This is a genomic window from Isoptericola croceus, assembly GCF_029382255.1.
Taxonomy (GTDB): domain Bacteria; phylum Actinomycetota; class Actinomycetes; order Actinomycetales; family Cellulomonadaceae; genus Isoptericola; species Isoptericola croceus.
In genome coordinates this window covers 268140-294108 of sequence record NZ_JARLLG010000003.1, presented here as the reverse complement: position 1 = coordinate 294108, position 25969 = coordinate 268140, and the positions used below count along the sequence as shown (strand labels likewise).

The window sequence follows — 25969 nt, the reverse complement described above, 5'->3', positions numbered from 1 at the left end:
GTGCATCCCTGGCCTGCCCCTCAGATCCCCGAGCTGCCCGCGCCCGCCGACGGGAGCCGTCCCGCCGTGCGAGTGCACGACTCCACCTCGGGTGCTCTCGTCGACCCTGCTCCCGGGCCCACCGCCCGGTCCTTCGTGTGCGGGGTCACGCCGTACGACGCGACGCACCTCGGCCACGCCGCGACCTACGTCGCCTTCGACCTGCTGCACCGGGCGTGGACCGACGCCGGCAAGCAGGTGACCTACTGCTCGAACGTCACCGACGTCGACGACCCGCTGCTCGAGCGAGCCGCGGAGACCGGCGTCGACTGGCGCGACCTCGCCCGCGACCAGACCGCACTCTTCAGCGAGGACATGACGGCGCTCGGTGTCGTCCCGCCGGCGCCGTGGACCGGCGTGGTGGAGTATGTCGAGCCGATCGCCCGGGCCGTCGCACAGATGCTGGCCGACGGGACCGCGTACCGCGTGCCGGTGGAGCCCGGAGCAGGCGGCGCGACCCCAGAGCTCGGCGACGTGTACGCCGACCTCACGGCAGACCCGGCCTTCGGCACCGTCTCAGGCCTCGACGACACGACGATGGCGGAGCTGTTCGCCGAGCGGGGCGGAGACCCGGACCGCGAGGGCAAGAAGAACCCGCTGGACCCGCTGTTGTGGCGCCGAGAGCGCGCCGGCGAGCCCGCCTGGGACGGCGGCGTGCTCGGCACGGGACGCCCCGGCTGGCACGTCGAGTGCTCCGTCATCGCCCGAGACGGCCTCGGCCTGCCCTTCGACGTCCAGGGCGGGGGAGCAGACCTGCTGTTCCCGCACCACGAGATGTCCGTCTCCCACGCACGCATGCTCGCCGGGCCGGACACCGCGCCCGCCGCCCACGTCCACGCAGGGCTCGTGGCCTACCAGGGGCACAAGATGAGCAAGTCGCGGGGCAACCTCGTGCTCGTCTCCGCGCTGCGTCGCGAGGGCGTGGACCCCATGGCCGTCCGGCTCGGGATCCTCGCCCAGCACTACCGCAGCGAGTGGGAGTGGACCGACGCGACCCTCGACGCCGGCCGGGAACGGCTCGACCGCTGGCGTGCTGCGGTCTCGGGCAACGGCGCGCCGCCGGCCGACGCGCTGCTGGCCGAGCTGCGCGCGGCGCTCGCCGACGACCTCGACGCACCCCGGGCGCTGGCCGCGGTCGACGCGTGGGCGGACCGGGCGCTGGCCCCGGGCCGGGACACGTCCGGGGACGAGGAAGGCGCACCCGGGGTGGTGGCGCGAGCGGTCAACGCGCTGCTCGGCGTGCGGTTGTGAGCCTGCCGGCCTGACGGCGTCGCTCGCCGTCCGGCGACGGTACCGGCGAGGTCAGCCCTTGTCCGGGCTTCCCCGGCCGGGACCGCCCCGGCCGGGGCCGTGGTCGCGACGGCGGAGGTACCGCTCGAACTCCCTCGCGATGGCGTCGCCCGAGGCCTCGGGGAGCTCGGCGGTGTCCTTGGCCTCCTCTAGCTGCTGGACGTACTCCGAGATCTCCGCGTCCTCGCTCGCGAGCTCGTCGACCCCGTGCTGCCATGCCTCGGCGTCCTCGGGCAGCTCGCCGAGCGGGACGGAGGCGGCCAGCAGCTCCTCGACCCGGGCGAGGATGGCCAGCGTCGCCTTCGGCGACGGGGGGTTCGCCACGTAGTGCGGCACGGCCGCCCAGAGGGAGACCGACTGGAAGCCACGTGCGGCGGCCTCGTGCTGCAGGACGCCGACGATGCCCGTCGGGCCCTCGTACGTGCTCGGCTCGACATCGAGCACCGCCTGCAGACCGGGGCTCTCCGTGGTCGCCGTGAGAGGGATAGGGCGGGTGTGCGGGACGTCCGCGAGCAGTGCGCCCAGGGTGACGACCGTCTGCACGTCGAGCTCCTCGGCGATGTCCAGCAGCTCGCGGCAGTACGACTTCCAGCGGAACGACGGCTCGATGCCGTGCACGATGACGACCTGCCGGTCCGGCAGCTCGGCGACGGAGACCGTCGTCGTGGGCCAGACGACGTGCCGCTGCCCGTCCGGTGCGGTCGTCACGACGGGGCGGTTCACCTGGAAGTCGTGATATTCCTCCGGGTCGAGCTCGCGCAGCAGTGAGGATTCCCACACCTCGGCGAGGTGCTCCAGGGCACCGGTCGCTGCGCTGCCGGCGTCGTTCCAGCCCTCGAAGGCAGCGATCATGACGGTCTGACGTGCGGCGTGGCGGCCGACCGGCTGCTCGGTGCTCATCCGGCAAGCCTATACAGCCGGCGGCCGGTGCCACGGTGCCGGACAGGGTGAGGTCAGTGACGGAGCCGGTGTCGGAGGGGGCCTGCGTGAGGGCCTGGTGGCCACGCACGTCCAGCACCACATCGCCGTGGGGCCCTGTCCGCGCCGTTCGATGCGCCGCAGGCGGATAGGGTCGGTTGTCGCACAGCAGGTTTCACGACTATCGATGGAGCTCACGCTTGTCCTCTCGTTCCGAGCACGTCTCCGCCGGTCAGGTCGCCGACCAGCCGGCGGCCGGGCTGCCCCTGCCCGACGCCGTCCTGTGGGACATGGACGGCACCCTCGTCGACACCGAGCCGTACTGGATCGCCGCCGAGCACGAGCTCGTCGCCGAGCACGGTGGCACCTGGACGCACGACCAGGCGCTGCAGCTCGTGGGCAACCCCCTCGAGGTGTCCGCCGGCGTGCTGAGGGACGCTGGGGTGGATCTGCCGGTGCCCGAGATCGTGGAGCGGCTGCTGACCAGGGTGACGGCCCAGGTGCGTGACGACGTGCCGTGGCGGCCCGGCGCCCGCGACCTCCTCGACATGCTCGGCGGGGCCGGTGTGCGCTGCGCCCTGGTCACCATGAGCTACGCAGTCCTGGCCGAGGCCGTCACCGCGCACGTGCCGGGCGCCTTCGCCGTCCTCGTCACCGGTGACCAGGTCGAGCGGGGCAAGCCCGACCCGGAGCCCTACCTCGTGGCGGCTCGGCGGCTCGGCGTCGCCGCCGAGGACTGCGTCGCGATCGAGGACTCCCCGGCGGGCATCTCGTCGGCGCTCGCGGCGGGCGCCCGCACGCTCGGCGTCGAGGCCGTGCTGCCGGTCGAGCCGCGCGCCGGGCTGAGCCGGGCCAGGACCCTGGCCGACGTCGACCTGGAGCTCTTGCGCCGCCTGGCTGCCGGGGACGTCCTCGACCTGGTCTGAGCGCGCCGACCCGGCTCCGGCCGGACCCGGGTCAGACGTCGAGGCCGAGCCGCTCGCGCAGCGCTCCCTCCGGGATCGGCGGGGGAGTGCCGCCGAACTCGGGGCAGATGTCCTGGTGGGCGCACCAGCCGCACAGCTTGCTGGGCCGGGCGGCGAACTCGCCGCGGTGTGCTGCCGCCGTGATCGCGTCCCACACGCCGCGGATCTTGGTCTCGGTCACCTCGAGCTCACGCTCGCGGGGCTCTGCGCGCAGTACCTGGCCGTCCCCCAGGTACACGAGCTGCAGCATCTTCGGCAGCACCCCGCGCTCGCGCCAGACGACCAGCCCGTAGAAGCGCATCTGGAACAGCGCCTTGTTCTCGAACCCCGGGCGCGGCGACCTGCCCGTCTTGTAGTCGACGACGCGGATCGCGCCGTCCGGCGCCACGTCGAGCCGGTCCACGATGCCGCGCAGCAGCGGGCCGCCGTCGAGCTGGCTCTCGACGTACAGCTCCCGGGCCTCCGGCTCGAGCCGGTTCGGGTCCTCGAGGGTGAAGTAGGTCCCGAGCAGACGCCCCGCCCCCTCGAGCCACGACTCGAGGGGTTGCCCCGCGGCGTCACCGCCCGGGACGAAGAGCTGGGAGTAGCGCGGCTCGGCCTCGACCAGCCGGTCCCACTCGCCCGGGAGCAGGTCGAGGGCAGCCTCGCGGGTGCGGTCGCCCAGCGGGGCGTCGTACAACCGCTCGAGCACCGAGTGCACCAGCGTGCCGCGTGCCGCGGCCGACGACGGCGGCTCTGGCAGGCGGTCGACCGTGCGGAAGCGGAACAGCAGGGGGCACTGCATGAAGTCGCCCGCTCGGGACGGGGAGAGCGCCGGCGGTCGACGGGGGGACTCGACCGCCAGGTCCGCGGGGGAGGCCACGGGGTCCGGCGTGAGATCCGGGGTGGGGTCCGCCGTCGTCGTCATGCTCGCCACCCTACGGCGGGCCGCCCACACCGAGCCCGCGCCGTCCACAGGCCCGCACCGATAGCCTGGGCCGGTGCCTTCCCGTTCCTCCGGCTGGCGGATCGGCCGCGTCGCCGGCGCGCCCGTGCTCGTGACGCCGTCGTGGTTCCTCGCCGCCGTCGTCCTGACCGTCCTGTTCGCCCCGACCGTCCGCTCGTTCGCCCCTGGCATGGACACGCCCGGCGTGCTCGTCGTGTCGTTCGCGTTCGTGCTGCTGCTGTTCGGCTCCGTCTTCTGCCACGAGGTCGCGCACGCGCTGGTCGCGCGGTCCCGCGGGCACCGCGTGGACGAGCTCGCCCTGACGCTCTGGGGCGGCCACACGGCGTACTCCGGCGGTGCGCACCGGCCCGCCGACACCGCCCTCGTCGCCATCGTCGGGCCCCTGACCAACCTCGCGCTCGCGGTCGCCTTCTGGTTCGGCTTCCAGGCGCAGACGACCGCCTCGATCCCGGCCCTGCTGCTGTACGCCGGTGCCTTCTCCAACGCGTTCGTCGGGGTCTTCAACCTCCTGCCGGGCCTCCCGCTCGACGGCGGCCAGGTGCTCGAGTCCGCCATCTGGGCGGCGACCGGCTCGCGCACCCGCGGCACCGTCGCCGCCGGCTGGGTCGGCCGCACTGTCGGCGTGGGCGTCGTCGCCGGGGCGCTGCTGTGGCCGTTGGTCGGCGGGCGCCAGCCGTCCTGGATCACCGTCATGTGGGCGGCGCTCATCGGGGCTTTCCTCTGGTCAGGGGCGACCGAGGCCATGCGGACCGGCCGTCGTCGCGAGCGGCTCGAGGGTCTCACCGTCCGGTCGCTGGCGACACCCGCCGTCGTCGTCCCGGCAGGGTCCAGCGTCACAGACGTCGGCACGGCGGCCGCCGGCCGGGGCGGGGTCGTCGTCGTGGTCGTCGACGGGCACACGCCCGTCGGCTGGGTGGATCCCCGCGCGTCCGCCGCGATACCCCCCGACCAGCTCGGCACCACCCCGGTGGAGGCCGTCGTCGTGCCGTTCGCGCCCGGTTCGGCGGTCGCGGCCGACGACGGCGGCCCGGAGCTGCTCCAGCACCTGGCCAGGTCGTCGGGCGGGTCGCGTGTGGTGCCCGTCCTCGACGGCGTCCGGGTCACCGGCGTGCTCGACGTCGCCCGCGTCGCCGCGGCGGTGCGTGCTCCGGGCGGTCAGTAGACTCGTCGCTCGTGACTTCTTCTGCCGCCACCGGCGCCGACGAGCGGCGCGGACCGCTGCGCGTCGGCGACAAGGTCCAGCTCACCGACCCCAAGGGTCGGATGCACACGATCACCCTCGCCGAAGGGGCGACGTTCCACACCCACAAGGGTTACTTCCGCCACGAGGACCTCATCGGCCGGCCCGAGGGCTGGGTGGTGACCAACACCGCCGGCATCGAGTACCTGGCGCTGCGACCGCTGCTCAGCGACTACGTGCTCTCGATGCCCCGTGGCGCCGCCGTCGTCTACCCGAAGGACGCCGGGCAGATCGTCCAGATGGCCGACATCTTCCCGGGCGCGCGGGTGGTCGAGGCCGGGGTCGGCTCGGGCGCGCTGACTCTCTCGCTGCTGCGTGCCGTCGGCGACGCCGGTGAGCTGCACTCGATCGAACGACGCGAGGACTTCGCCGCGATCGCCCGCGGCAACGTCGAGAGCTTCTTCGGCCAGGAGCATCCGGCCTGGCACCTGCACGTCGGTGACCTCGCCGACCGGGTCGCCGACGTGGTCGAGCCGGGCACCGTCGACCGGGTGGTGCTCGACATGCTGGCCCCGTGGGAGAACGTCGACGCGGTCGCGAGGGCGCTCGTCCCCGGCGGCGTGCTCGTGTGCTACGTCGCCACCGCCACCCAGCTGTCGCGGACCGCGGAGGACCTGCGGGCCGACGGCCGGTTCGCCGAGCCGACGGCGTGGGAGTCCATGGTGCGGGGCTGGCACCTCGAGGGCCTCGCCGTGCGCCCGCAGCACCGGATGATCGGTCACACCGGCTTCCTCATCACTGCGCGGCGCCTCGCCGACGGCGTCGCGCCCCCCGAGCGCAAGCGGCGCCCGGCCAAGGGGGCGTACCCGGGCACGACCGACGCCGAGTGGACCGAGTCCGACCTCGGCGAGCGCCCCGTCTCCGACAAGAAGGTCCGGCGTGTCCGGCGCGAGGTCGGGCAGGCTCCCGAGGAGTGAGACGGCCGGCGACGGCGCCGTCACATGTCACAGGGGGGTCACGGCGAGGTCTGGATCGTGTGAAGTACCGCGACCGGTCCGTGAAATGACCGACACGATCAGGGTGTTGACCCTTAGTGTGCTGTGTCTCGGGGGTACCTCCTCGCCGGTGGAGGTCGCCGCCCGTGCCGCACGAGAGGGGACGCGATGACTGAACACCCTGTCCGCCCGGAGTCGAACCAGCCCGCGCCGTCGGGCCGTGAGACGCAGCTCGCGCTGCTCGCGGCGAAGAACGAGCGGCTCGCCGAGGCGCTGCGCGCGGCGCGCGAGCAGATCCTCGAGCTGAAGAGTCAGATCGACGACCTGGCCAAGCCGCCCGGCACCTACGCCATCTTCCTCGCCGCGCACGACGACGGATCGGTCGACGTCATGTCGTCCGGCCGCAAGATGCACGTGCAGGCGAGCCCGGGACTGGACCTCAAGACGCTGGCACCGGGCCAGGAGGTCAAGCTGAACGAGGCCATGACCGTGGTCGCCGCCGGCGGGTTCGAGCGCATCGGCGAGCTGGTGACGATCAAGGAGGTCCTCGACCCGGAGCGGGTCCTGGTCGTCGGGCGAGCCGACGAGGAGCGGGTCGTGCGCCTCGCCGGCTCCGTCCTGGGCGCTCCTCTACGGGTGGGCGACGCGCTGACCGTCGACATGCGCAGCGGGTTCGTGTTCGAGGTGATCCCCAAGTCCGAGGTCGAGGAGCTCGTCCTCGAGGAGGTCCCGGACATCGCGTACGAGGACATCGGTGGGCTCGGCCCGCAGATCGAGCAGATCCGGGACGCGGTGGAGCTGCCGTTCTCCCACCCGGACCTCTACCGGGAGCACGGCCTGCGCCCGCCCAAGGGTGTGCTGCTGTACGGCCCGCCCGGCTGTGGCAAGACCCTCATCGCCAAGGCGGTGGCGGCATCGCTGGCGAAGATGGTGGCGGACGAGCGAGGCGGGGACCCGACCGCCAAGAGCTTCTTCCTCAACGTCAAGGGTCCGGAGCTGCTCAACAAGTACGTCGGCGAGACCGAGCGGCACATCCGGCTGATCTTCGCCCGCGCCCGGGAGAAGGCCACGCAGGGCATGCCCGTCGTGGTGTTCTTCGACGAGATGGAGTCGCTGTTCCGCACGCGCGGGACCGGTCTGTCGTCCGACGTAGAGACCACGATCGTGCCGCAGCTGCTGGCCGAGATCGACGGCGTCGAGCGGCTGGACAACGTCATCGTGATCGGTGCCTCGAACCGCGAGGACATGATCGATCCAGCCATCCTGCGTCCCGGCCGGCTCGACGTGAAGATCAAGATCGAGCGGCCCGACGCCGAGGGCGCCACGGAGATCTTCGGCAAGTACCTCACGGCGGACCTGCCGATCAACGACGACGACATCGCCGAGCACGGTGGCGACCGGAGAGAGGCTGTCGAGGCGATGATCCGCTCGGTGGTGGAGCGGATGTACGCCGAGGACGAGGACAACCAGTTCCTCGAGGTGACGTACGCCAGCGGGGACAAGGAGACGCTGTACTTCAAGGACTTCAACTCCGGCGCGATGATCGAGAACGTCGTCGACCGCGCGAAGAAGTCCGCGATCAAGGACCTGCTGGCCACGGGCAGCCGCGGCATCCGGGTCGAGCACCTGCTGTCGGCGTGCGTGGACGAGTTCCACGAGAACGAGGACCTGCCCAACACCACGAACCCGGACGACTGGGCGCGCATCAGCGGCAAGAAGGGCGAGCGCATCGTCTTCATCCGCACGATCGTCTCGAAGAAGGGCGAGAGCGGGACGCCGCGCACGATCGACACGGTGAGCTCGACCGGTCAGTACCTCTGACGCCACGCCCGCCTGCGCAGACGCCGGGCGGGCGTCGGTGGACGGGAGAGCATCGTGGGGGTACGGACGCCTAGGGTGGGTCGTGTGACGGTGCGACGCGTGATGGGTATCGAGACCGAGTACGGGGTGCTGGCGCCGGGACGCCCGATGGCGAACCCGATGCTCATGAGCTCCCAGGTGGTCACCACCTACCGGGCGTCGGTGCAGGACGGTCGTCCTGGCCACCCGCCGGCGCGCTGGGACTACGACGACGAGGACCCTCTCGCGGACGCCCGGGGCTTCCACCTGCAGCGAGCCTCGGCCCACCCCTCCTTGCTCACGGACGACCCCGAGGCGCCGGCGCCGTCCGGGCCGACCTCAGGCACCGAGCGTCTGGAGCGCCCCGAGTCCGAGGAGTACGACGACCCGAGCGCGGCGAACTGCATCCTGACGAACGGCGCGCGCCTCTACGTCGACCACGCCCACCCGGAGTACTCCTCGCCGGAGGTCACCAACCCCCGCGACGCCGTCCTGTGGGACGTCGCGGGGGAGCGGGTGATGCTTGCCGCGGCCCGACGCCTCGCCCAGGTACCGGGGTCCGAGGTCGCGCTGTACAAGAACAACGTCGACGGCAAGGGCGCCAGCTACGGCACCCACGAGAACTACCTCGTCGACCGGCATCTGGGGTTCGGCACCCTCGTCGAGCTGCTGACGCCGTTCCTGGTGACCAGGCAGGTGTTCACCGGTTCCGGCCGGGTCGGTCTCGGCCAGTCGGGCGAGGAGCCCGGGTTCCAGCTCTCCCAGCGCGCCGACTACATGGAGGCGGAGGTCGGGCTCGAGACGACGCTGCGGCGCCCCATCGTCAACACCCGTGACGAGCCGCACGCCGACCGCACGCGGTGGCGCCGGCTGCACCTGATCCTCGGCGACGCCAACCATCTCGAGGTCGCCACCTACCTCAAGCTCGGCACGACGTCGTTGGTGCTGTGGGTGGTGGAGCACCTGGAGGAGCTCGCCGACGCCGGTGCGCAGGTCCGGGGGGACCTCGCGGCGCTGCGCCTCGCCGACCCTGTGGGCGACGTGCGCCGCGTCTCGCGAGATCTCGGCCTGTCCGCACCGCTCGAGCTCGCCGACGGCACGACGGCGACCGCCCTGGAGATCCAGGAGCGGTACGCCGACGTGGTGGCCCGGTCGCTGGCCGCGCTCGGCTCGGACGCGGGCTCCGAGGAGGTGGTCGCCCGCTGGCGCTCCGTCGTGGGGCGGCTGGGCGCGGACCCGACCAGCTGCGCACGAGAGGTCGAGTGGGTGGCCAAGCTCCGGCTCCTGGACCGTCTGCGCACCCGCGACGGCCTCGCGTGGGACCACCCGCGGCTGCACGCCATGGACCTGCAGTGGTCCGACGTGCGACCCGAGCGCGGCATCTACCACCGGTTGGTCGCGGCGGACGCCGTCGAACGGTTGGTCACCGAGGAGGAGGTGGCACGTGCCGTGCACCACCCGCCGTCGGACACCCGGGCCTGGTTCCGTGGCGAGGTCATGGAGCGCTACCCGGACGAGATCTCCGCGGCGAGCTGGGACTCGGTGATCTTCGACGTACCGGGCGCCGCGTCCCTGCAGCGGGTGCCGATGCTGGATCCCTTGCGGGGGACGGCGTCGCACATCGGGGCGTTGCTGGACGCGAGCCCTGATGCTGCGACGCTGCTGGAAGGGCTGCGGGGCGACACGTGAGCCGCGCGGCGCGCGCGGTCCCCGTCACGGCATAGGCTGACCACACCTCGCAGGAACGACGAAGGAGGCGGACCATGGCTGGCCAGGAACGCATCAACCCGCAGCGTGACGACCGGACGCCCGACGACGACGCGGAGGCACCCGAACCGGCGGCGCCGCAGACCTCGGAGCGTGACGCGGAGGTCGACTCGCTGCTGGAGGAGATCGACGAGGTCCTCGAGTCGAACGCCGAGTCGTTCGTGCGCGGTTTCGTGCAGAAGGGCGGCCAGTGAGTGCCGATGACTCCTGCTGATTCCTCGGGCCGGCTTCCGGACGCCTTCCTGCGTCCTGGGTCGAGCTCGTTCGTGGACTTCCTGGCGGCGCACGCACCGGAGCTGCTGCCGGGCAACCGTTCGACCCCCGGCACCCTGCCGACGACGGATCTCGCGCCGCACGCCACGACGATCGTCGCGCTGACCTTCGGCACCCAGGACGGCGGCCGGGGTGTGGTGCTGGCAGGTGACCGCCGGGCCACGATGGGCAACATGATCGCGAGCCGGGAGATCGAGAAGGTCTTCCCGGCCGACGAGTACTCCGCGGTGGGGATCGCCGGGTCGGCCGGCATCGCGGTCGAGCTCGTGCGGTTGTTCCAGCTCGAGCTCGAGCACTACGAGAAGATCGAGGGGTCGTTGCTGTCGTTGGACGGCAAGGCGAACCGTCTGGCGACCATGATCCGCGGCAACCTGCCGATGGCTCTCCAAGGACTGGCCGTCGTGCCGCTCTTCGGTGGCTACGACCGGGAACGGGAGTCCGGGCGCATCTTCAGCTTCGACGTCACCGGTGGCCGGTACGAGGAGCGGGAGCACCACTCGGTGGGTTCCGGCTCGGTGTTCGCCCGCGGCGCCCTGAAGAAGCTGTGGCGCACGGGCCTGGACTCCGAGGGTGCCGTCGCCGTCGCTGTGGAGGCACTCTTCGACGCAGCCGACGACGACAGCGCGACCGGCGGGCCGGACACGGTCCGCAAGATCTGGCCCGTGGTGGCCACGGTGACCGCGGACGGCTACCGCAGGGTCGCAGACGACGATCTCGCGGCGATCGTCGGTCGGATCGTCGCCGAGCGCAGCGAAGGGAGCCGGCGCGCATGAGCATGCCGTTCTACGTCTCGCCCGAGCAGCTGATGAAGGATCGCGCGGACTTCGCGCGCAAGGGGATCGGCCGGGGCCGCTCCGTCGTCGTGCTCGCCTACGCGGGCGGTATCGCCTTCGCGACCGAGAACCCGTCTCGCGCACTGCACAAGATCTCGGAGATCTACGACCGCATCGCCTTCGCGGCGGTCGGCAAGTACAACGAGTTCGAGAACCTCCGGGTTGCCGGTGTGCGGTACGCGGACCTGCGCGGCTACTCCTACGACCGTGCGGACGTGACGGCACGGGGCCTCGCGAACGCCTACGCCCAGACCCTCGGGACCGTCTTCACGACCGAGTCGAAGCCGCTGGAGGTCGAGCTCGTCGTGGCCGAGGTCGGTGCCTCCACGGCGCGCGACCAGATCTACCGGCTGTCGTACGACGGTTCGGTCGCGGACGAGCACGGGTTCGTCGTCATGGGCGGCCAGGCCGAGCAGCTCACCGCGCGTCTGCGCGAGGCGTGGCACGAGGACATGGAGCTCGGTGAGGTGCTCCGTCTCGCGGTGCGCACGCTCGGCGCGGTGACCGCGGACGGGTCGGTCGCGGCGGACGGGGCGGAGCGGTCCATCGATGCCGCCGGGCTCGAGGTCGCGGTGCTGGAACGCGACCGGCCCCGGCGAGCCTTCCGACGCCTGCACGGTGCTGTGCTGGCCGACCTGCTGGCCGACGGCGAGGACTGAGGGGGCACCATGGAGCGACGGATCTTCGGCCTGGAGACCGAGTACGGCGTCACGTGCGCGGCAGACGACGGGCGTGGCCTGAGTGCGGACGAGGTGGCTCGCTATCTCTTCCGCAAGGTCGTGGCGTGGGGTCGGTCGTCCAACGTGTTCCTGCGCAACGGGTCGCGCCTGTACCTCGACGTCGGGTCCCACCCCGAGTACGCGACGGCGGAGTGCGACGACGTGCGTCAGCTCGTCGCCTACGACCGCGGGGGAGAGCGCATCCTGGAGGGGCTCGTCGCCGACGCCCAGCAGCGCCTCGAGCACGAGGGGCTGCCCGGCAAGGTGCACCTGTTCAAGAACAACACCGACTCCGCCGGCAACTCGTACGGCTGCCACGAGAACTACCTCGTGCGACGCCAGGGCGACTTCTCGCGCCTGAGCGACGTGCTGGTGCCGTTCCTCATCACCCGGCAGGTGCTCACCGGGGCGGGAAAGGTGCTCGCCACCCCGCGCGGTGCCACGTACTGCCTGTCCCAGCGTGCCGACCACATCTGGGAGGCGGTCTCCAGCGCGACGACCCGCTCACGCCCGATCATCAACACCCGGGACGAGCCGCACGCGGACGCCGAGCACTACCGCAGGCTGCACGTGATCGTCGGCGACTCGTCGATGTCGGAGACGACGACGATGCTGAAGGTCGGGGCCACCGACCTCGTGCTGCGGCTGGTCGAGGCCGGCGTACCGGTGCGTGACCTCACGCTCGAGAACCCCATCCGGGCCATCCGCGAGATCAGCCACGACTCGTCGGGGCTGCAGCCTGTCCAGCTGGCGAACGGCCGTTCGGCCACCGCGGTCGATCTCCAGGGCGAGTACTACCAGCGGGTGCGTGAGCACGTGGAGACCCACCTCGAGCTGACCCCGCAGGTCAAGCAGGTGCTCGAGCTGTGGGAGCGTGGGCTGCGGGCGCTGGAGTCGGGCGACCTGAGACTGGTGGAGCGTGAGCTCGACTGGGTCATCAAGAAGCGGCTCATCGAGCGGTACCAGGTCAAGCACGACCTCACGCTCGACGACCCGCGGATCGCTCGGCTCGACCTCGCCTACCACGACATCTCGCGCACCGAGGGCCTGTACAACCTGCTCGCGGCGCGAGGGATGGTCGATCGCGTGGTCACGGATCTCGAGGTGTTCGAGTCGACCGCGGTGCCGCCGCAGACGACCCGGGCGAAGCTGCGGGGCGACTTCGTGCGTGCCGCGCAGGAGGCCAGGCGCGACTACACGGTCGACTGGGTCCACCTGAAGCTCAACGACCAGGCGCAGCGCACCGTGCTGTGCAAGGACCCGTTCCGCAACGTCGACGAGCGGGTCGAACGGCTCATCGAGTCCATGTGAGAGGGCCTCTCGAGCAGCCCGTGACCATGGCGTGAAGCCAGACGGACGGACCGGGTCGCCGTGGCAGACTGTCCCGGTGCTGTCCCGACCGTCCCGCCTGTCCACCGCCCTCGTCGGTGCTGGGACCGCCGTCGTGCTTGCGCTGGCCGGCTGCTCGACACCCCTGACCGAGGAGCTGTCTCCCTCGTCGGAGCCCTCGCAGGCCCCGGTCGAGGTGACCGGCCCCGAGGGTGAGCCGCCGGTCGTGGACTACCCGCAGCCCTATCAGGTGGTCCGGTCGGGCTCGCGCACGCTGCGGCCCGGCTCCGGCGACCCGTTGGAGGACGGGGGCCCGGTGCTGCTGCACATGTACGCCGAGGACGGCCGCGACGGCAGCGTCATCTCGTCGACCTATCTCGACGCCCCGGCCTGGTATACCTTCGACGCCCGGTCCCTGGGGCAGAACCTGTACGAGTCGCTGCGGGGCAAGCGGGTCGGGGCGCGGGTTCTCGTGGTCGAGCAGGACGGTGACGTCCCGGTGGTGCTCGTGGTGGACGTGCTGCCCACCCGGGCCTCGGGAACCGCCGTGGAGACGCAGGACGGGCAGCCGCAGGTGCTGCGTGACCCGGACGGCACGCCGTCCGTCAGGGTCCCCGACACCGATCCGCCGGGTGAGCTCGTCGTGCAGCCGCTGGTGCGCGGGTCGGGGCCGCAGGTCGACATCGGGCAGGTGGTGACCGTCCGTTACGTCGCGGTGCGCTGGAGCGACGGGTCGGTCGTGGACTCGAGCTGGGCGCCCGGGGTCGCTCCGCAGTCGGCGACGATCGGCATCGGCCGGCTCGTCGAGGGCTGGGACCAGGGCCTGCTGGAGCAGGCGGTCGGCTCGCAGGTCATGCTCGTCGTCCCGCCGCAGCTCGGATACGGTGGCACCGGGAGCGAGCTCGCCGGGGAGACGCTGGTCTATGTCGTCGACATCCTCGACGCGAGATACCAGGTCACCGAGGAGGCTCCCGACGCCGATGCGCCGGAGGGGACGGCCGGGGACGCCGAGGCGACCGAGGACCAGAACACTGAAGGGTGACCAGCACATGACCGTGGCCGTACGGGTGATCCCGTGCTTGGACGTCGACGCCGGTCGCGTCGTCAAGGGCGTGAACTTCACGAACCTGCGCGACGCCGGCGACCCGGTCGAGCTCGCAGACAAGTACGACGCCGAGGGAGCGGACGAGGTGACGTTCCTGGACGTCTCGGCGTCCTCGGCCGGGCGGGAGACCATGGTCGACGTGGTGCGGCGCACCGCGGACCAGGTCTTCGTGCCGCTGACCGTCGGCGGCGGGGTGCGTACCACTGACGACGTGGACCGGTTGTTGCGGGCCGGAGCGGACAAGGTCGGGGTGAACACTGCGGCGATCGCGCGTCCCGAGCTGGTCGCGGAGATCGCGGAACGGTTCGGCAACCAGGTGCTGACACTGTCCGTCGATGCCCGCCGGGTGACCGGCGGGACCACCACCGCGTCGGGCTACGAGGTCACCACCCACGGGGGCCGACGGGGCACCGGGATCGACGCGGTCGAGTGGGCCGAGCGTGCCGCCGGCCTCGGGGCGGGTGAGATCCTGCTCAACTCGATGGACGCCGACGGTACGACCGCGGGCTTCGACCTCGAGATGCTCGCAGCGGTGCGTCGACGGGTGTCGGTCCCGCTCATCGCCTCGGGGGGCGCCGGCACCCCGGAGCACTTCGTCGCCGCCGCGCAGGCAGGGGCGGACGCGGTGCTCGCGGCGAGCGTCTTCCATTTCGGCGCGCTGTCGATCGCCCAGGTCAAGTCGGCGATGCGTGAGGCGGGCATCGCCGTCCGCTGAGCAGACCTCGGCCCGGCACGCGATCCGCCTAGGCAACGATTTGCGGTCGTCCCGGGGATAGGATCGATTCGATCCCGACGGACTGTGAGGTCTTACCGTGCTCGAATCCGCCCGCCCGGCGGCCCTGACGGGGTCACGGCTGCGCCGCGGCGTCCAGCTCGTCTGGCGCGGCATGCGCAGCGAGCCCCGTCTCTACCTCCTGGCCGTCGTCGCTTCGGCAGTCTTCGGCGCCGCCACCGTGGCGGTCAGCCGGGCGGTCGGATGGGCGACGGACGCCGTCGTCATCCCGGCGATCGCCGGTGACGAGTCCGCTCGGGGCGACATCTGGCTCGCGGGCGGTGTGCTGGCCGCCGTCGCGGTGACACTGGCGCTCTCGGTGGCGGGCCGGCGCATCTGGGCGGGGTGGGGAGTCGTCGGCATCCAGGCCGGGCATCGGCGGGGCGTGACGAGGCAGTACCTGCGCCTGCCCATGACGTGGCACCGTGCGCACCCCACCGGGCAGCTGCTGAGCAACGCCAGCGCGGACGTCGAGGCTGCCACCGGCGTGTTCAACCCGCTGCCGTTCGCGCTCGGTGTGGTGGTCATGATCGGTGTGGCCGCCGGCATGCTCTTCGCCATCGACCCCTGGCTGGCGACGGCGGCACTGGTGGTCATCCCCGCGGCCGTCGCGGCGAACGTCGTCTTCCAGAAGTACATGTCGCCCGCCGTCACGCGCGCCCAGCAGCTGCGCGCCGAGGTGGCCGACGTCGCCCACGAGTCCTTCGAGGCAGCGCTGCTGGTCAAGTCCCTGGGCACCGCCGACCGCGAGGAGGCCCGGTTCGCGCGGCGCGCCGACGAGCTGCGCGCCGCCAACGTCCGGGCGGGTCAGATCCGTGCGGTCTTCGACCCCGTCATCGAGCTGCTTCCCAACCTCGGGACGCTGCTCGTGCTGGGTGTCGGCACCTGGCGTGCCGCCACCGGGGCGGTCGACGTCGGCGACGTCGTCACCGCGAGCTACCTGCTGACCATGATGGCCGTTCCCGTGCGCGCCTTCGGCTGGGTGCTCGGTGAGATCCCGCGCGCACTGGTCGGCTACGAGCGCATCTCGCGGGTGCTGGACGCCCGGGGCGAGATGGCGACGGGGAGCCGCGAGCTGCCCACCGGAGAGGCCGGCCTGGCCGTGCGGATGGTGGATGTCGGCGTCGACGTGCCGTCGGCGGGCCGCACCGCCACGCTGCTCGACGCCGTGCGCCTCGACGTCGCGCCGGGATCGACCGTCGCCGTGGTCGGGCCCACCGGCGCCGGCAAGACCACGCTCGTGTCCCTGCTGAGCCGCTTGAGCGACCCCACGCGCGGCGAGGTGCTGCTCGACGGCATCGACCTGCGTGATCTCGCCGACGGCGAGATCCCCGCCCAGGTCGCGTTCGTGTCCCAGCAGACGTTCATCTTCGAGGACACGGTGCGGGCCAACGTCACGCTCGCCGACGAGGTCTCCGCCGAGATCGACGACGCCGTCTGGCAGGCGCTGCGGCTGGCACGCGTCGACGACGTCATCCGAGCCCTGCCGGACGGGCTCGACGCCCCGCTCGGGGAGCGCGGTGCGAACCTCTCCGGTGGGCAGCGACAACGCCTGGCGATCGCCCGTGCGCTCGTGCGCCAACCCCGGCTGCTCGTGCTCGACGACGCCACGAGCGCCGTCGACCCCCGTGTCGAGCAGCAGATCCTCACCGGTCTCGCCACCGAGACGCCGACCGGCGACCGGCCCGTGACCATCGTGATGGTCGCCTACCGCATGAGCTCGGTCGCGATGGCCGACGCCGTCGTGCACCTCGACGGCGGACGTGTTGTCGACGTCGGCACGCACGACGAGCTGCTCGCCAGGGACCCGGGGTACCGCGAGCTCGCCACCGCCTACGAGGTCGAGACCGCACGGCGCGAGCGGGAGCTCGCCGACGAGCGTGCCGTCGGCGAGGAAGCTTCCGAGCCGTGGGAGGACGACGAGAAGGAGGCCGCCCGATGAGCGATTCGCGGATCGCGTCCAGCAGCGAGCTCGGGGTGTTCGCGACCCTGCGACGTGGTGTCGAGATCTCGCCGCAGATCGTCCAGGGCCTGTGGATCACCCTGGCGCTCGCCGTCCTGGCCGCGGCCGGGCGCATCGTCGTACCGTTGGCCGTGCAGCAGACCGTCGACGAGGGCATCCTCGCCGCCGGAGGTCCTGATGCGGGACGCGTCGCGCTGATGTCCGTGGCGGCGGCCGGGGCGATCGTGCTGGCGGGACTGTGCACCGCTGCGGTGAACGTCCGGCTCTTCCGGTCGACGGAGTCCGGTCTGGCCAGCCTGCGGGTGCGTGCCTTCCGTCACGTGCACGACCTGTCCACCCTGTCGCAAGGCTCCGAGCGCCGCGGTGCACTGGTGTCACGGGTGACCAACGACGTCGACACCATCTCGATGTTCGTCCAGTGGGGCGGGATCATGCTCATGGTGTCCACGCTGCAGATCGGTGTGGCCACCGTGCTCATGGCGGTCTACTCTCCGGCGCTGACCGCCGTCGTGTGGTTGTGCTTCGTCCCGCTGTTCCTGGTCCTCCGGCTCGCGCAGCGCGCGGTGGGACGCCGGTTCACCCTGGTGCGCGAGAAGGTGGGCGCCATGCTCGGTGCTGTCGCGGAGGCCGTCGTCGGCGCGGAGACGGTGCGCGCCTACGGGGTATCCGCCAGGACCGGTCGTCGCGTGGACGGCGCCATCGAGGAGACCCGTCGTGCTCAGGGCCGAGCCCAGGTGCTGGTGGGCGTCGTGTTCTCCTCCGGGACGCTGCTGGCCAACCTCGTGCTGTCGGTCGTCGTGGTCGTCGGCTCCTACCTGGGGATCGGCGGCGGCCTCACCGCGGGCCAGCTCGTCGCCTTCCTCTTCCTGGTCCAGCTGTTCACCGGACCTGTGCAGATGGCCACCGAGATCCTCAACGAGCTGCAGAACGCCGTCGCCGGCTGGCGCCGCGTGATCGCCGTGGTGGAGACGCCGATCGACGTCGCGGACGCCCGCGACGGCGCGGACAGCCCGCGGGGTGACGCCCACGTGGCGCTCCGTGGGGTCCGGTACGCCTACCCTGACGGACCCGAGGTGCTGCACGGCATCGACGTCGAGCTTCCGGCGCGCAGCAAGGTCGCCGTCGTCGGGCAGACCGGGTCCGGCAAGACCACGATCGCCAAGCTCGTCGCGCGCCTCATGGACCCCACGGCGGGCCGCGTCGAGCTGGACGGTACAGATCTGCGCGACATCTCGTTGGCGCGCCTGCGGGAACGGGTCGTGCTCGTCCCGCAGGAGGGGTTCCTGTTCGACGGCACGGTCCTGACCAACGCGGCCTACGGGTTGCGCGAGCTGCCCGCCGACCCGGGGGGCGACCCGGAGGTGCGGTCGCGCGTGGCGGCGGCGTTCGAGGCGCTCGGGCTCGCCGACTGGGTCGCGGACCTGCCGGCCGGCCTGGACACCGACGTGGGTCAGCGCGGCGAGGCGCTGTCGGCCGGCGAGCGGCAGCTCGTCGCGGTCGCGCGCGCCTACCTGGCGGCACCGGACCTGCTGGTGCTCGACGAGGCGACGTCGGCCGTCGACCCCGCCACGGAGGTGCGGATCGCCCGTGCGCTGGACACGCTCACGTCCGGCCGGTCCACGATCACGATCGCGCACCGGCTGTCCACGGCGGAGGCGAGCGACCTGGTGGTCGTGGTCGACGACGGGTACGTGGCCGAGGTGGGTCCGCACGCCGAGCTGGCCGCCGCAGGCGGGGTCTACGCGCGCATGCACGCGAGCTGGGTCGCCCAGACCCGCTGAGACGTGCGCACGGGATCACCGGCACGCGTGGAAGGATGGAACGGTGCCGAACCAGACTTCGCTCGAACCTGCTCTCGCCGACCGCCTCAAGCGGGACGACCAGGGCCTGGTCGCCGCGATCGTCCAGCAGCACGACACCGGTGAGGTGCTGATGCTGGGTTGGATGGACGACGAGGCGCTCCGCCGCACCCTCACGGAGGGGCGGGTGACGTTCTGGAGCCGTTCCCGCGCTGAGTACTGGCGCAAGGGTGACACCTCCGGGCACTACCAGTACGTCAGGTCCGTCGCGATCGACTGCGACGGAGACGCCCTGCTCGTGCGCGTCGACCAGGTGGGTGCCGCGTGCCACACCGGTTCGCGCACCTGCTTCGAGGCCGGCGGCGAGCTGCCCGCCGTCGTCGGCGACGAGAACGAGGAGAACCGGTGACCACCACCCCTGCCACCACCCCCGCCAGGGCCGCCGCGCCGACGGCCGACGACCTCACCTGGGGCGCCACGTGGCCGGGACTGCGGTCCTTCCGTGAGCTCGCCCGCGACCGCCGCGTGATTCCGGTCGTCCGGCGGGTGCTGGCCGACGACGTCACGCCGGTGGGGCTCTACCGCACGCTCGCTCAGGGGCGCCCGGGCACCTTCGTGCTCGAGTCGGCCGAGGCCGGCGGGGCGTGGGCGCGGTGGTCCTTCGTCGGTGTCGAGTCACGTGCCACCCTGCTCTCCGACGGTGGTCAGGCCCTCTGGCGCGGCGACGTCCCGACCGGCGTGCCGCGCGAGGGTGACGTCCTGGAGGTTCTCGGGGCGGCGCTGGAGGCATTGCGGACCGAGCCGATCGAGGGGCTCCCCCCGCTCACGGGCGGGTTCGTCGGGGCGATGGGGTGGGACATCGTGCGGCACTGGGAGCCGACGCTCCCGGCCACGGCTCCCGACGAGCTCGACGTGCCTGAGGTCGCGATGTCGTTGGCGACGGACCTGGTGGCGATCGACCACCACACCGGCGCGGTCTGGCTCGTCGCCAACGCGATCAACGGCGACGGCACGGACGAACGGGTCGACGAGGCGCACGCGGACGCGGTCGCGCGGCTCGACGACCTGGCGCGCCGACTGGCTGCCGCGGCACCGGCGGTCCGGACGGTGGTGGCCCCGGACGCGGCCGAGCCCGAGCTCGAGTTCCGCTCGACGCGTGACGAGTTCGAGGACGCGGTGCGCGCCGGGCAGGAGGCGATCCGCGAGGGCGAGGTCTTCCAGGTGGTGCTCTCGCAGCGCCTCGACCTCGACTGCCCGGCGGCGCCGTTGGACGTCTACCGCGCGCTGCGCACGATCAACCCCAGCCCGTACATGTACTACTTCCAGCTCCGCGACCACCGCATGCGCGACTTCGCCGTGGTGGGCTCCAGCCCGGAGACGCTGGTCAAGGTCGACGCAGGGCACGTGACGACGTACCCCATCGCGGGGTCGCGGCCGCGCGGCGCCACCGTCGAGGAGGACGTGGCGCTGGCCGACGAGCTCATCGCCGACCCCAAGGAGCGGGCCGAGCACCTCATGCTGGTCGACCTCTCCCGCAACGACCTGGTCAAGGTCTGCGAGCCGACGTCGGTCGAGGTGGTCGAGTTCATGTCGACCCGCCGGTTCAGCCACATCATGCACCTGTGCTCCACCGTGGTGGGCCGGCTCCGTGCGGGGGCGAGCGCGCTCGACACCCTGCGGGCCACGTTCCCGGCCGGGACGCTGTCCGGCGCCCCGAAGCCGAGGGCCATCGCCCTGATCGACGAGCTCGAGCCCGCCTCGCGAGGGATCTACGGCGGCACCTGCGGGTACATGGACTTCGGCGGCAACATGGACATGGCCATCGCCATCCGGACGGCGTTCCTGCGGGACGGACGTGCCTCGGTGCAGGCCGGTGGCGGGATCGTCGCCGACTCGGTACCCGCCCTGGAGTACGCCGAGTCGCGCAACAAGGCAGCAGCGGCCGTCCGGGCCGTCCAGCTCGCCGCACGCTTCGTCGACCTGGCGCCTGCACCTGCGGAGCAGGCACGGTGATCCGTTCGAGGTCCCGGGCCGTCGTGGCCCTGCTGCTGCTCGGCGGTGCTGCCTTCGCCGTCTCCGCGCCGGTGTGGTTGCGTACCACCGTGGCCACGGCGCTCGAGCCCGAGGTCGCGGTCGAGGTGCCGGGCACGACGGCGTCACCGGTGGTGAGCGCGGCAGCCTTCGTCGTGCTGGCCGGTGCCCTCGCGGCGACGTTGGCGGGTCGGGTCGCGCGGTGGGTCGCTCTCGTCGCGGCGGGCCTGGCCGGCGCCACGGTGGCGCTCGGGGCCGTCGTCGTGCTTCGTGACGCGCAGGCGCCCGCGGTCTCCGCGGCGGCGGACGCGGCCGGGGTGACGACGCTGACCTCGCCCGTCGAGGTGACGGTCTGGCCGTGGCTGACGCTCGCCGTGGGCATCTCGGTGGTCGTCGTGACCGTCCTCGCCGTGCTGGGCCTCCGCTCGTGGTCCAGGGGCGACGGCCGGCACGAGCGGGCCGGGGCCGACCAGGTCCTGCCCGGCCCGCGGACCGACGAGACCCCGGACGCCCAGGCCGACTGGGACGCCCTCTCGGGGGGCACCGACCCGTCCGCCGACCGGTAGTCTGGCCCCAGCAGCACGCGACGAAAGGTATGCCCCGCCCATGACCGACAACACCACCGCCGAGCCGATCTACCTGCCGAACGCGGTCCCGCCCACCAACCACGGCCACACGGTCGCGGCATGGACCGCGATGATCGGCGTCATGACGGGTGCGCTCGTGTCCGCGGTCGGCTGCCTTCCCGGTGTGCCGTTCGTCCTGTTCTGGGTCGGCCTGGTGATCGCCCTCGCCGCCTGCGTGGTCGGACTGGTCCTGCGCAACATGGGGTACGGACAGGCCAAGGACGGCGTCGAGCCAAAGCGCTCGTCCGGGCACTGACCCGCACCACCGGACCGCGCAGCAGGCCCTCGGCGCCCGCACCTCCGTGGAGGTGCGGGCGCCGTCGTGCGCGGCCTCGTCGACGCGTCACGGAGCGATAACGATGTGCTGCGCGACGTGGCGAGAACCGCGTCAGTGTGGTGGCCGACCCGTCTCGCACCTCGGGCGGTGGTCGGCCTGCCGGTGAGACGGGCCTACCATGGCAGCAACACGACCGAGGGAGGGGAGAGCATGACAGTCCTGGAGGACATCGTGGCGGGGGCTCGCGAGGATCTCGCCGTGCGGCAGGCCCGTACCTCGCTCGACGAGCTCAAGGAGCGCGCGGCGAAGGTGCCCGGCGCCCTCGAGTGCTGCAGCCTGCTGCTGTCCGAGGACAAGGTCGCGGTCATCGCCGAGGTCAAGCGGTCGAGCCCGAGCAAGGGTGCCCTCGCTGACATCTCCGACCCAGCGGCGCTGGCGGTCGAGTACGCGGCCGGCGGGGCGAGCGTGATCTCCGTGCTCACCGAGCAGCGTCGTTTCAGCGGCAGCCTCGCCGACCTCGACGCCGTCCGGGCATGCGTCGACGTGCCTGTCCTGCGCAAGGACTTCGTGGTGACGCCGTACCAGGTGTGGGAGGCGCGGGCGCACGGCGCGGACGTCGTCCTGCTCATCGTCGCGGCCCTCGAGCAGACTGTCCTGACCTCGCTCGTCGAGCGGGTGCACTCTCTGGGGATGACCGCGCTCGTCGAGGCGCACACCGAGGACGAGGTGCGTCGCGCGCTCGACGCCGGTGCCCGCGTCGTGGGTGTCAACGCTCGTGACCTCAAGACCCTCGAGGTCGATCGGGGCACCTTCGGGCGCCTGGCCCCGCTGATCCCCGACGACGTGGTCCGTGTCGCCGAGTCGGGCGTGCGCGGACCGCACGACGTCATGGACTATGCCCGGGCCGGCGCCCACGCGGTGCTCGTCGGCGAGGCGCTGGTCACCGACGGCGAACCGCGTCGGTCGGTCGCCGACCTGGTGGCCGCAGGGCAGCACCCTGCCCTGTGGTCGGTGCGCCCCGCCGCTCAGCAGTGAGCCTCGTGGCGGCCGACGCCGTACCGATCTGACACCCGACGCCACGAAGGAGCGACCGTGCCCGAGCAGCCCGAGCAGCCTGAGCAGCCCGTACGCGACGCGCTGACCGAGACCCTGGCCCACCAGGTGGCGGAGAAGCTCGCCGACGTCCAGGGCCCGTACTTCGGGCAGTTCGGCGGGCGGTACGTGCCCGAGGCGCTGATCGCCGCGCTGGACGAGCTGGAGACGGAGTTCCGCAAGGCGCAGGGCGACCCCGGGTTCGCCGCCGAGCTGTCCCGGCTGCATCGCGACTACACCGGGCGCCCCTCGCCGCTGACCGAGGTACCGAGGTTCGCGGCGCACATCGCCGGGCCGGCCGCCGACGGCACGGCCCCGGTGCGCGTGTTCCTCAAGCGCGAGGACCTCAACCACACCGGGTCGCACAAGATCAACAACGTCCTCGGCCAGGCGTTGCTCGTCAAGCGCATGGGCAAGACGCGGGTCATCGCCGAGACCGGCGCGGGGCAGCACGGCGTGGCCACCGCGACGGCGGCCGCCCTGCTCGGGCTCGAGTGCGTGGTCTACATGGGCGAGGAGGACACCCGGCGCCAGGCCCTCAACGTCGCGCGCATGGAGCTGCTCGGCGCGACGGTCGTGCCCGTGGCGATCGGTACGCGCACCCTCAAGGACGCGATCAACGAGGCGCTACGGGACTGGGTCACCAACGTCGACCACACCCACTACCTCCTCGGCACGGTGACCGGTCCGCACCCCTTCCCGGAGATGGTGCGCGAGTTCCATCGGATCATCGGCGAGGAGGCCCGCGAGCAGGTGCTGGAGCGTGTCGGGCGGCTGCCCGACGCCGTCGCGGCGTGCGTGGGCGGCGGATCCAACGCGCTCGGGCTGTTCAACGCGTTCCTCGATGACGCCGAGGTCGCCCTCTACGGCTTCGAGGCCGGGGGAGAGGGCATCGAGTCGGGACGCCACGCGGCACGCTTCTCGGGAGGTGCTCCCGGTGTGCTGCACGGGGCGCGCTCGTACCTGCTCCAGGACGACGACGGCCAGACGCGTCCGAGCCACTCGGTGTCGGCGGGTCTCGACTACCCGAGCGTCGGGCCCGCGCACTCCTGGCTCCACGACATGGGCCGCGCTACCTATGAACCTGTCACGGACGCCGAGGCGATGGACGCCTTCCGGCTGCTGTGCCGCACGGAGGGCATCATCCCCGCCATCGAGTCGGCACACGCGCTGGCCGGAGCGCTCCGTGTCGGACGCCGCCTGGTCGACGCCGGCGAGTCCGACCAGGTGCTGCTGATCAACCTCTCGGGTCGTGGCGACAAGGACGTGGCCACCGCGGCGCGGTGGTTCGGCCTGCTCGACGAGGGCACGACGGAGGGTGACCAGTGAGCCGGACCGTGACGACCTCCCAGACGGCCGCGCGGCTCGACGTGCTCGCGGGGACGGGGCGCGCTGCGCTCGTCGGGTACCTCCCCGTCGGTTTCCCGGACGTCGCCCGGTCCGTCGAGGCCGTGACGACGATGGTCGACGCCGGCGTGGACGTCGTCGAGATCGGCGTGCCGTACACGGACCCGGTGATGGACGGGCCCGTCATCCAGCGTGCCGCCGAGGCCGCTCTGGCGGCCGGCGCGCGAGTCCGCGACGTCCTCACCGTGGTCGAGGCAGTGGCCGAGCACTCGGGGGGAACCGTACCCGCGCTGGTCATGTCGTACTACAACCCGGTGCTGCGCTACGGGGTCGAGAGCTTCGCACGGGATCTCGCCGCCGCCGGAGGGGCCGGGATGATCACCCCCGACCTCATCCCCGACGAGGCGGTGGAGTGGAGCGCGGCGGCCGACGCCCACGGGCTCGACAAGGTCTACCTGGTGGCACCCAGCTCGACGCCTGAGCGGCTGCGCCTGACCGCGCAGGCGTCGCGCGGTTTCGTCTACGCCGCCTCGACGATGGGCGTCACCGGCGCGCGGCAGGCCGTCGGCCGCCGTGCGGAGGAGCTCGTCGCGGCGACGCGCGCCGCGGGTGCAGCCCGCGTGTGCGTCGGCCTGGGGGTCTCGACCGGTGACCAGGCGGCGGAGGTCGGCCGGTACGCCGACGGCGTGATCGTCGGTTCGGTCCTGGTCCGCACCCTGCTGTCCGAGGAACCGTGGGCAGCCCGGCTGGACACCCTGGGTAAGGTGACCGGCGAGCTCGCGGCCGGAGTCGCGCGCGCCCGCACCACCGGAGGAGTCTCGTGACCGCCATCGGCCAGCTCGCAGCCTCGATCCCGAGCCCTGCGCAGCACACCTGGTACCTCGGTCCTGTGCCGATCCGGGCCTACGCCCTGGCGATCCTCGCGGGGATCGTCGTCGCGGTCTGGTTGACCATGCGGCGCTGGAAGGCGCGTGGCGGCGACCCCGACGACGTCCTGGAGATCGCCTTCTGGGCGGTCCCCTTCGGGATCGTCGGCGGACGCATCTACCACGTGTTCTCCACGCCCGCCCCCTACTGGGGCGAGAACGGCGACCCGGTCAGCGCGCTGTACATCTGGGAGGGCGGCCTCGGCATCTGGGGGGCCGTCGCGCTCGGCGCCGTGGGTGCGTGGATCGGCTGCCGCCGACTGGGTGTCCGGCTGTCCAGCTTCGCGGACGCCCTCGCTCCTGGTCTCCTGATCGCCCAGGCGATCGGCCGGCTCGGCAACTGGTTCAACCAGGAGCTCTTCGGCGCGCCCACAGACCTGCCCTGGGGCCTGCGGATCGACCCGGTCTACCTGCCGGTCGACCCGGCCACAGGCCTGCAGTATGCCGAGGGAACACTGTTCCATCCCACGTTCCTCTACGAGATGATCTGGAACCTGGCCGCCGCCGCGCTTCTCCTGTGGCTCGACCGCCGGTACAGGCTCGGTCACGGGAGGGTATTCTGGGCCTACGTCGCGGTCTACACCCTTGGCAGGGTGTGGATCGAGATGCTCCGCATCGACACCGCCGAGATGGTGCTCGGGCTGCGGCTGAACGTGTGGACCTCGATCGTCCTGGGCCTCGGTGCCCTCGTCGCGTTCGTCGTCATCGGTCGGCTGCGTCCTGGACGGGAGGACGGTGTGGCACTGCCGGGTCGTTCGGCCGACCCGGGCACCGGTGCGCAGACCGAGACAGACGGTGACCCCGACGGGGCGGCTCAGGCCGCCACCGACGAGGACACCACCGACACGACCGACACGGAAGCGTCGGCGGCCGGGCCAGACCAGGACCCGGCACCCCGCGCCTGAGGTGGCGCCGACCGGGTCACCACCCGGAGAGCT

The 25969-nt window shown here is 72.3% G+C and carries 24 protein-coding genes; 22 read left to right on the top strand and 2 right to left on the bottom strand.

Features of this window, described 5'->3' with window-relative positions; translation table 11 throughout:
* Entirely contained in the window at positions 1 to 1290 is a 1290-nt protein-coding gene (gene mshC, locus PZC42_RS09960; protein ID WP_277210541.1) for a cysteine--1-D-myo-inosityl 2-amino-2-deoxy-alpha-D-glucopyranoside ligase, read from the top strand.
* Positions 1291 to 1341: 51 nt separating this feature from the next.
* Here the strand turns inward: mshC and PZC42_RS09955 are convergent, their stop codons facing one another.
* Positions 1342 to 2229, bottom strand: coding sequence for a PAC2 family protein (locus tag PZC42_RS09955; RefSeq protein WP_277210539.1), 888 nt, complete (start codon positions 2227 to 2229; stop codon positions 1342 to 1344).
* Between the two features lie 218 nt (positions 2230 to 2447).
* Here PZC42_RS09955 and PZC42_RS09950 point away from each other — a divergent pair, with 218 nt between their 5' ends.
* On the top strand, positions 2448 to 3173 hold the full coding sequence (locus PZC42_RS09950; protein ID WP_438802943.1) for an HAD family hydrolase: 726 nt from the start codon (positions 2448 to 2450) through the stop codon (positions 3171 to 3173).
* A gap of 31 nt (positions 3174 to 3204) precedes the next feature.
* Here the strand turns inward: PZC42_RS09950 and PZC42_RS09945 are convergent, their stop codons facing one another.
* Complete coding sequence (locus tag PZC42_RS09945; protein WP_277210537.1) at positions 3205 to 4119, bottom strand: RecB family exonuclease; 915 nt, start codon at positions 4117 to 4119, stop codon at positions 3205 to 3207.
* A 73-nt stretch (positions 4120 to 4192) separates the two neighbouring features.
* On the opposite strand from PZC42_RS09945, the gene PZC42_RS09940 reads away from it, so the two are divergent.
* The 20 genes from PZC42_RS09940 to lgt all read left to right on the top strand — a co-directional run bounded on the left by PZC42_RS09940 (position 4193) and on the right by lgt (position 25936).
* Positions 4193 to 5320: a site-2 protease family protein gene (locus PZC42_RS09940; protein WP_277210535.1), complete on the top strand. Its 1128-nt coding sequence runs from the start codon at positions 4193 to 4195 to the stop codon at positions 5318 to 5320.
* Between the two features lie 11 nt (positions 5321 to 5331).
* Complete coding sequence (locus PZC42_RS09935) at positions 5332 to 6315, top strand: tRNA (adenine-N1)-methyltransferase (protein WP_277210533.1); 984 nt, start codon at positions 5332 to 5334, stop codon at positions 6313 to 6315.
* A gap of 186 nt (positions 6316 to 6501) precedes the next feature.
* Positions 6502 to 8154, top strand: a complete 1653-nt coding sequence (arc, locus tag PZC42_RS09930; RefSeq protein ID WP_277210531.1) for a proteasome ATPase — start codon at positions 6502 to 6504, stop codon at positions 8152 to 8154.
* A 102-nt stretch (positions 8155 to 8256) separates the two neighbouring features.
* The gene (dop, locus tag PZC42_RS09925; RefSeq protein ID WP_277210782.1) at positions 8257 to 9861 is read left to right on the top strand and encodes a depupylase/deamidase Dop; all 1605 of its coding nucleotides are present in this window, start codon (positions 8257 to 8259) and stop codon (positions 9859 to 9861) included.
* 74 nt (positions 9862 to 9935) lie between these two features.
* Positions 9936 to 10133, top strand: a complete 198-nt coding sequence (locus PZC42_RS09920; RefSeq protein ID WP_277210529.1) for a ubiquitin-like protein Pup — start codon at positions 9936 to 9938, stop codon at positions 10131 to 10133.
* Between the two features lie 6 nt (positions 10134 to 10139).
* Positions 10140 to 10985 carry a proteasome subunit beta gene (gene prcB, locus PZC42_RS09915; protein ID WP_277210527.1) on the top strand — a complete coding sequence of 282 codons (846 nt, stop codon included), beginning with the start codon at positions 10140 to 10142 and terminating at the stop codon, positions 10983 to 10985.
* Complete coding sequence (gene prcA, locus PZC42_RS09910; RefSeq protein WP_277210526.1) at positions 10982 to 11704, top strand: proteasome subunit alpha; 723 nt, start codon at positions 10982 to 10984, stop codon at positions 11702 to 11704. Before prcB ends, prcA begins: the two co-directional genes overlap by 4 nt.
* Positions 11705 to 11713: 9 nt before the next feature.
* Positions 11714 to 13075, top strand: coding sequence for a Pup--protein ligase (gene pafA, locus PZC42_RS09905; RefSeq protein ID WP_277210524.1), 1362 nt, complete (start codon positions 11714 to 11716; stop codon positions 13073 to 13075).
* Positions 13076 to 13151: 76 nt separating this feature from the next.
* The gene (locus tag PZC42_RS09900) at positions 13152 to 14135 is read left to right on the top strand and encodes an FKBP-type peptidyl-prolyl cis-trans isomerase (protein WP_277210522.1); all 984 of its coding nucleotides are present in this window, start codon (positions 13152 to 13154) and stop codon (positions 14133 to 14135) included.
* 7 nt (positions 14136 to 14142) lie between these two features.
* Entirely contained in the window at positions 14143 to 14913 is a 771-nt protein-coding gene (gene hisF / locus PZC42_RS09895) for an imidazole glycerol phosphate synthase subunit HisF (RefSeq protein WP_277210520.1), read from the top strand.
* A 172-nt stretch (positions 14914 to 15085) separates the two neighbouring features.
* Entirely contained in the window at positions 15086 to 16912 is a 1827-nt protein-coding gene (locus PZC42_RS09890) for an ABC transporter ATP-binding protein (RefSeq protein WP_277210780.1), read from the top strand.
* Positions 16909 to 18714: an ABC transporter ATP-binding protein gene (locus PZC42_RS09885; protein WP_277210518.1), complete on the top strand. Its 1806-nt coding sequence runs from the start codon at positions 16909 to 16911 to the stop codon at positions 18712 to 18714. Before PZC42_RS09890 ends, PZC42_RS09885 begins: the two co-directional genes overlap by 4 nt.
* Positions 18715 to 18757: 43 nt before the next feature.
* Positions 18758 to 19141 carry a phosphoribosyl-AMP cyclohydrolase gene (gene hisI, locus PZC42_RS09880; RefSeq protein ID WP_277210516.1) on the top strand — a complete coding sequence of 128 codons (384 nt, stop codon included), beginning with the start codon at positions 18758 to 18760 and terminating at the stop codon, positions 19139 to 19141.
* A complete protein-coding gene (locus PZC42_RS09875) occupies positions 19138 to 20745 on the top strand; it encodes an anthranilate synthase component I (RefSeq protein WP_277210514.1) in 1608 nt (535 codons plus the stop codon). Before hisI ends, PZC42_RS09875 begins: the two co-directional genes overlap by 4 nt.
* Complete coding sequence (locus PZC42_RS09870; protein WP_277210511.1) at positions 20742 to 21329, top strand: Trp biosynthesis-associated membrane protein; 588 nt, start codon at positions 20742 to 20744, stop codon at positions 21327 to 21329. The genes PZC42_RS09875 and PZC42_RS09870 overlap by 4 nt, the downstream gene beginning before the upstream one ends.
* Positions 21330 to 21369: 40 nt before the next feature.
* Positions 21370 to 21645: an HGxxPAAW family protein gene (locus PZC42_RS09865; RefSeq protein WP_277210509.1), complete on the top strand. Its 276-nt coding sequence runs from the start codon at positions 21370 to 21372 to the stop codon at positions 21643 to 21645.
* Positions 21646 to 21876: 231 nt separating this feature from the next.
* Positions 21877 to 22701, top strand: coding sequence for an indole-3-glycerol phosphate synthase TrpC (trpC, locus tag PZC42_RS09860; RefSeq protein ID WP_277210507.1), 825 nt, complete (start codon positions 21877 to 21879; stop codon positions 22699 to 22701).
* Between the two features lie 102 nt (positions 22702 to 22803).
* Positions 22804 to 24087, top strand: a complete 1284-nt coding sequence (trpB, locus tag PZC42_RS09855; protein WP_306574572.1) for a tryptophan synthase subunit beta — start codon at positions 22804 to 22806, stop codon at positions 24085 to 24087.
* Between the two features lie 8 nt (positions 24088 to 24095).
* The gene (gene trpA, locus PZC42_RS09850) at positions 24096 to 24929 is read left to right on the top strand and encodes a tryptophan synthase subunit alpha (RefSeq protein ID WP_277210505.1); all 834 of its coding nucleotides are present in this window, start codon (positions 24096 to 24098) and stop codon (positions 24927 to 24929) included.
* The gene (gene lgt, locus PZC42_RS09845) at positions 24926 to 25936 is read left to right on the top strand and encodes a prolipoprotein diacylglyceryl transferase (RefSeq protein WP_277210503.1); all 1011 of its coding nucleotides are present in this window, start codon (positions 24926 to 24928) and stop codon (positions 25934 to 25936) included. Before trpA ends, lgt begins: the two co-directional genes overlap by 4 nt.
* Positions 25937 to 25969: the final 33 nt, after the last annotated feature.

Excerpts from the sequence above, each read along its gene's own strand:
- dop (WP_277210782.1), top strand. The coding sequence starts at position 8,257 with ATGGGTATCGAGACCGAGTACGGGGTGCTGGCGCCGGGACGCCCGATG.
- hisF (WP_277210520.1), top strand. The coding sequence starts at position 14,143 with ATGACCGTGGCCGTACGGGTGATCCCGTGCTTGGACGTCGACGCCGGT.
- PZC42_RS09885 (WP_277210518.1), top strand. The coding sequence starts at position 16,909 with ATGAGCGATTCGCGGATCGCGTCCAGCAGCGAGCTCGGGGTGTTCGCG.
- PZC42_RS09955 (WP_277210539.1), bottom strand. The coding sequence starts at position 2,229 with ATGAGCACCGAGCAGCCGGTCGGCCGCCACGCCGCACGTCAGACCGTC.
- pafA (WP_277210524.1), top strand. The coding sequence starts at position 11,714 with ATGGAGCGACGGATCTTCGGCCTGGAGACCGAGTACGGCGTCACGTGC.
- PZC42_RS09945 (WP_277210537.1), bottom strand. The coding sequence starts at position 4,119 with ATGACGACGACGGCGGACCCCACCCCGGATCTCACGCCGGACCCCGTG.
- PZC42_RS09920 (WP_277210529.1), top strand. The coding sequence starts at position 9,936 with ATGGCTGGCCAGGAACGCATCAACCCGCAGCGTGACGACCGGACGCCC.
- PZC42_RS09890 (WP_277210780.1), top strand. The coding sequence starts at position 15,086 with ATGCGCAGCGAGCCCCGTCTCTACCTCCTGGCCGTCGTCGCTTCGGCA.
- prcB (WP_277210527.1), top strand. The coding sequence starts at position 10,140 with ATGACTCCTGCTGATTCCTCGGGCCGGCTTCCGGACGCCTTCCTGCGT.
- arc (WP_277210531.1), top strand. The coding sequence starts at position 6,502 with ATGACTGAACACCCTGTCCGCCCGGAGTCGAACCAGCCCGCGCCGTCG.
- PZC42_RS09865 (WP_277210509.1), top strand. The coding sequence starts at position 21,370 with ATGACCGACAACACCACCGCCGAGCCGATCTACCTGCCGAACGCGGTC.
- trpC (WP_277210507.1), top strand. The coding sequence starts at position 21,877 with ATGACAGTCCTGGAGGACATCGTGGCGGGGGCTCGCGAGGATCTCGCC.
- prcA (WP_277210526.1), top strand. The coding sequence starts at position 10,982 with ATGAGCATGCCGTTCTACGTCTCGCCCGAGCAGCTGATGAAGGATCGC.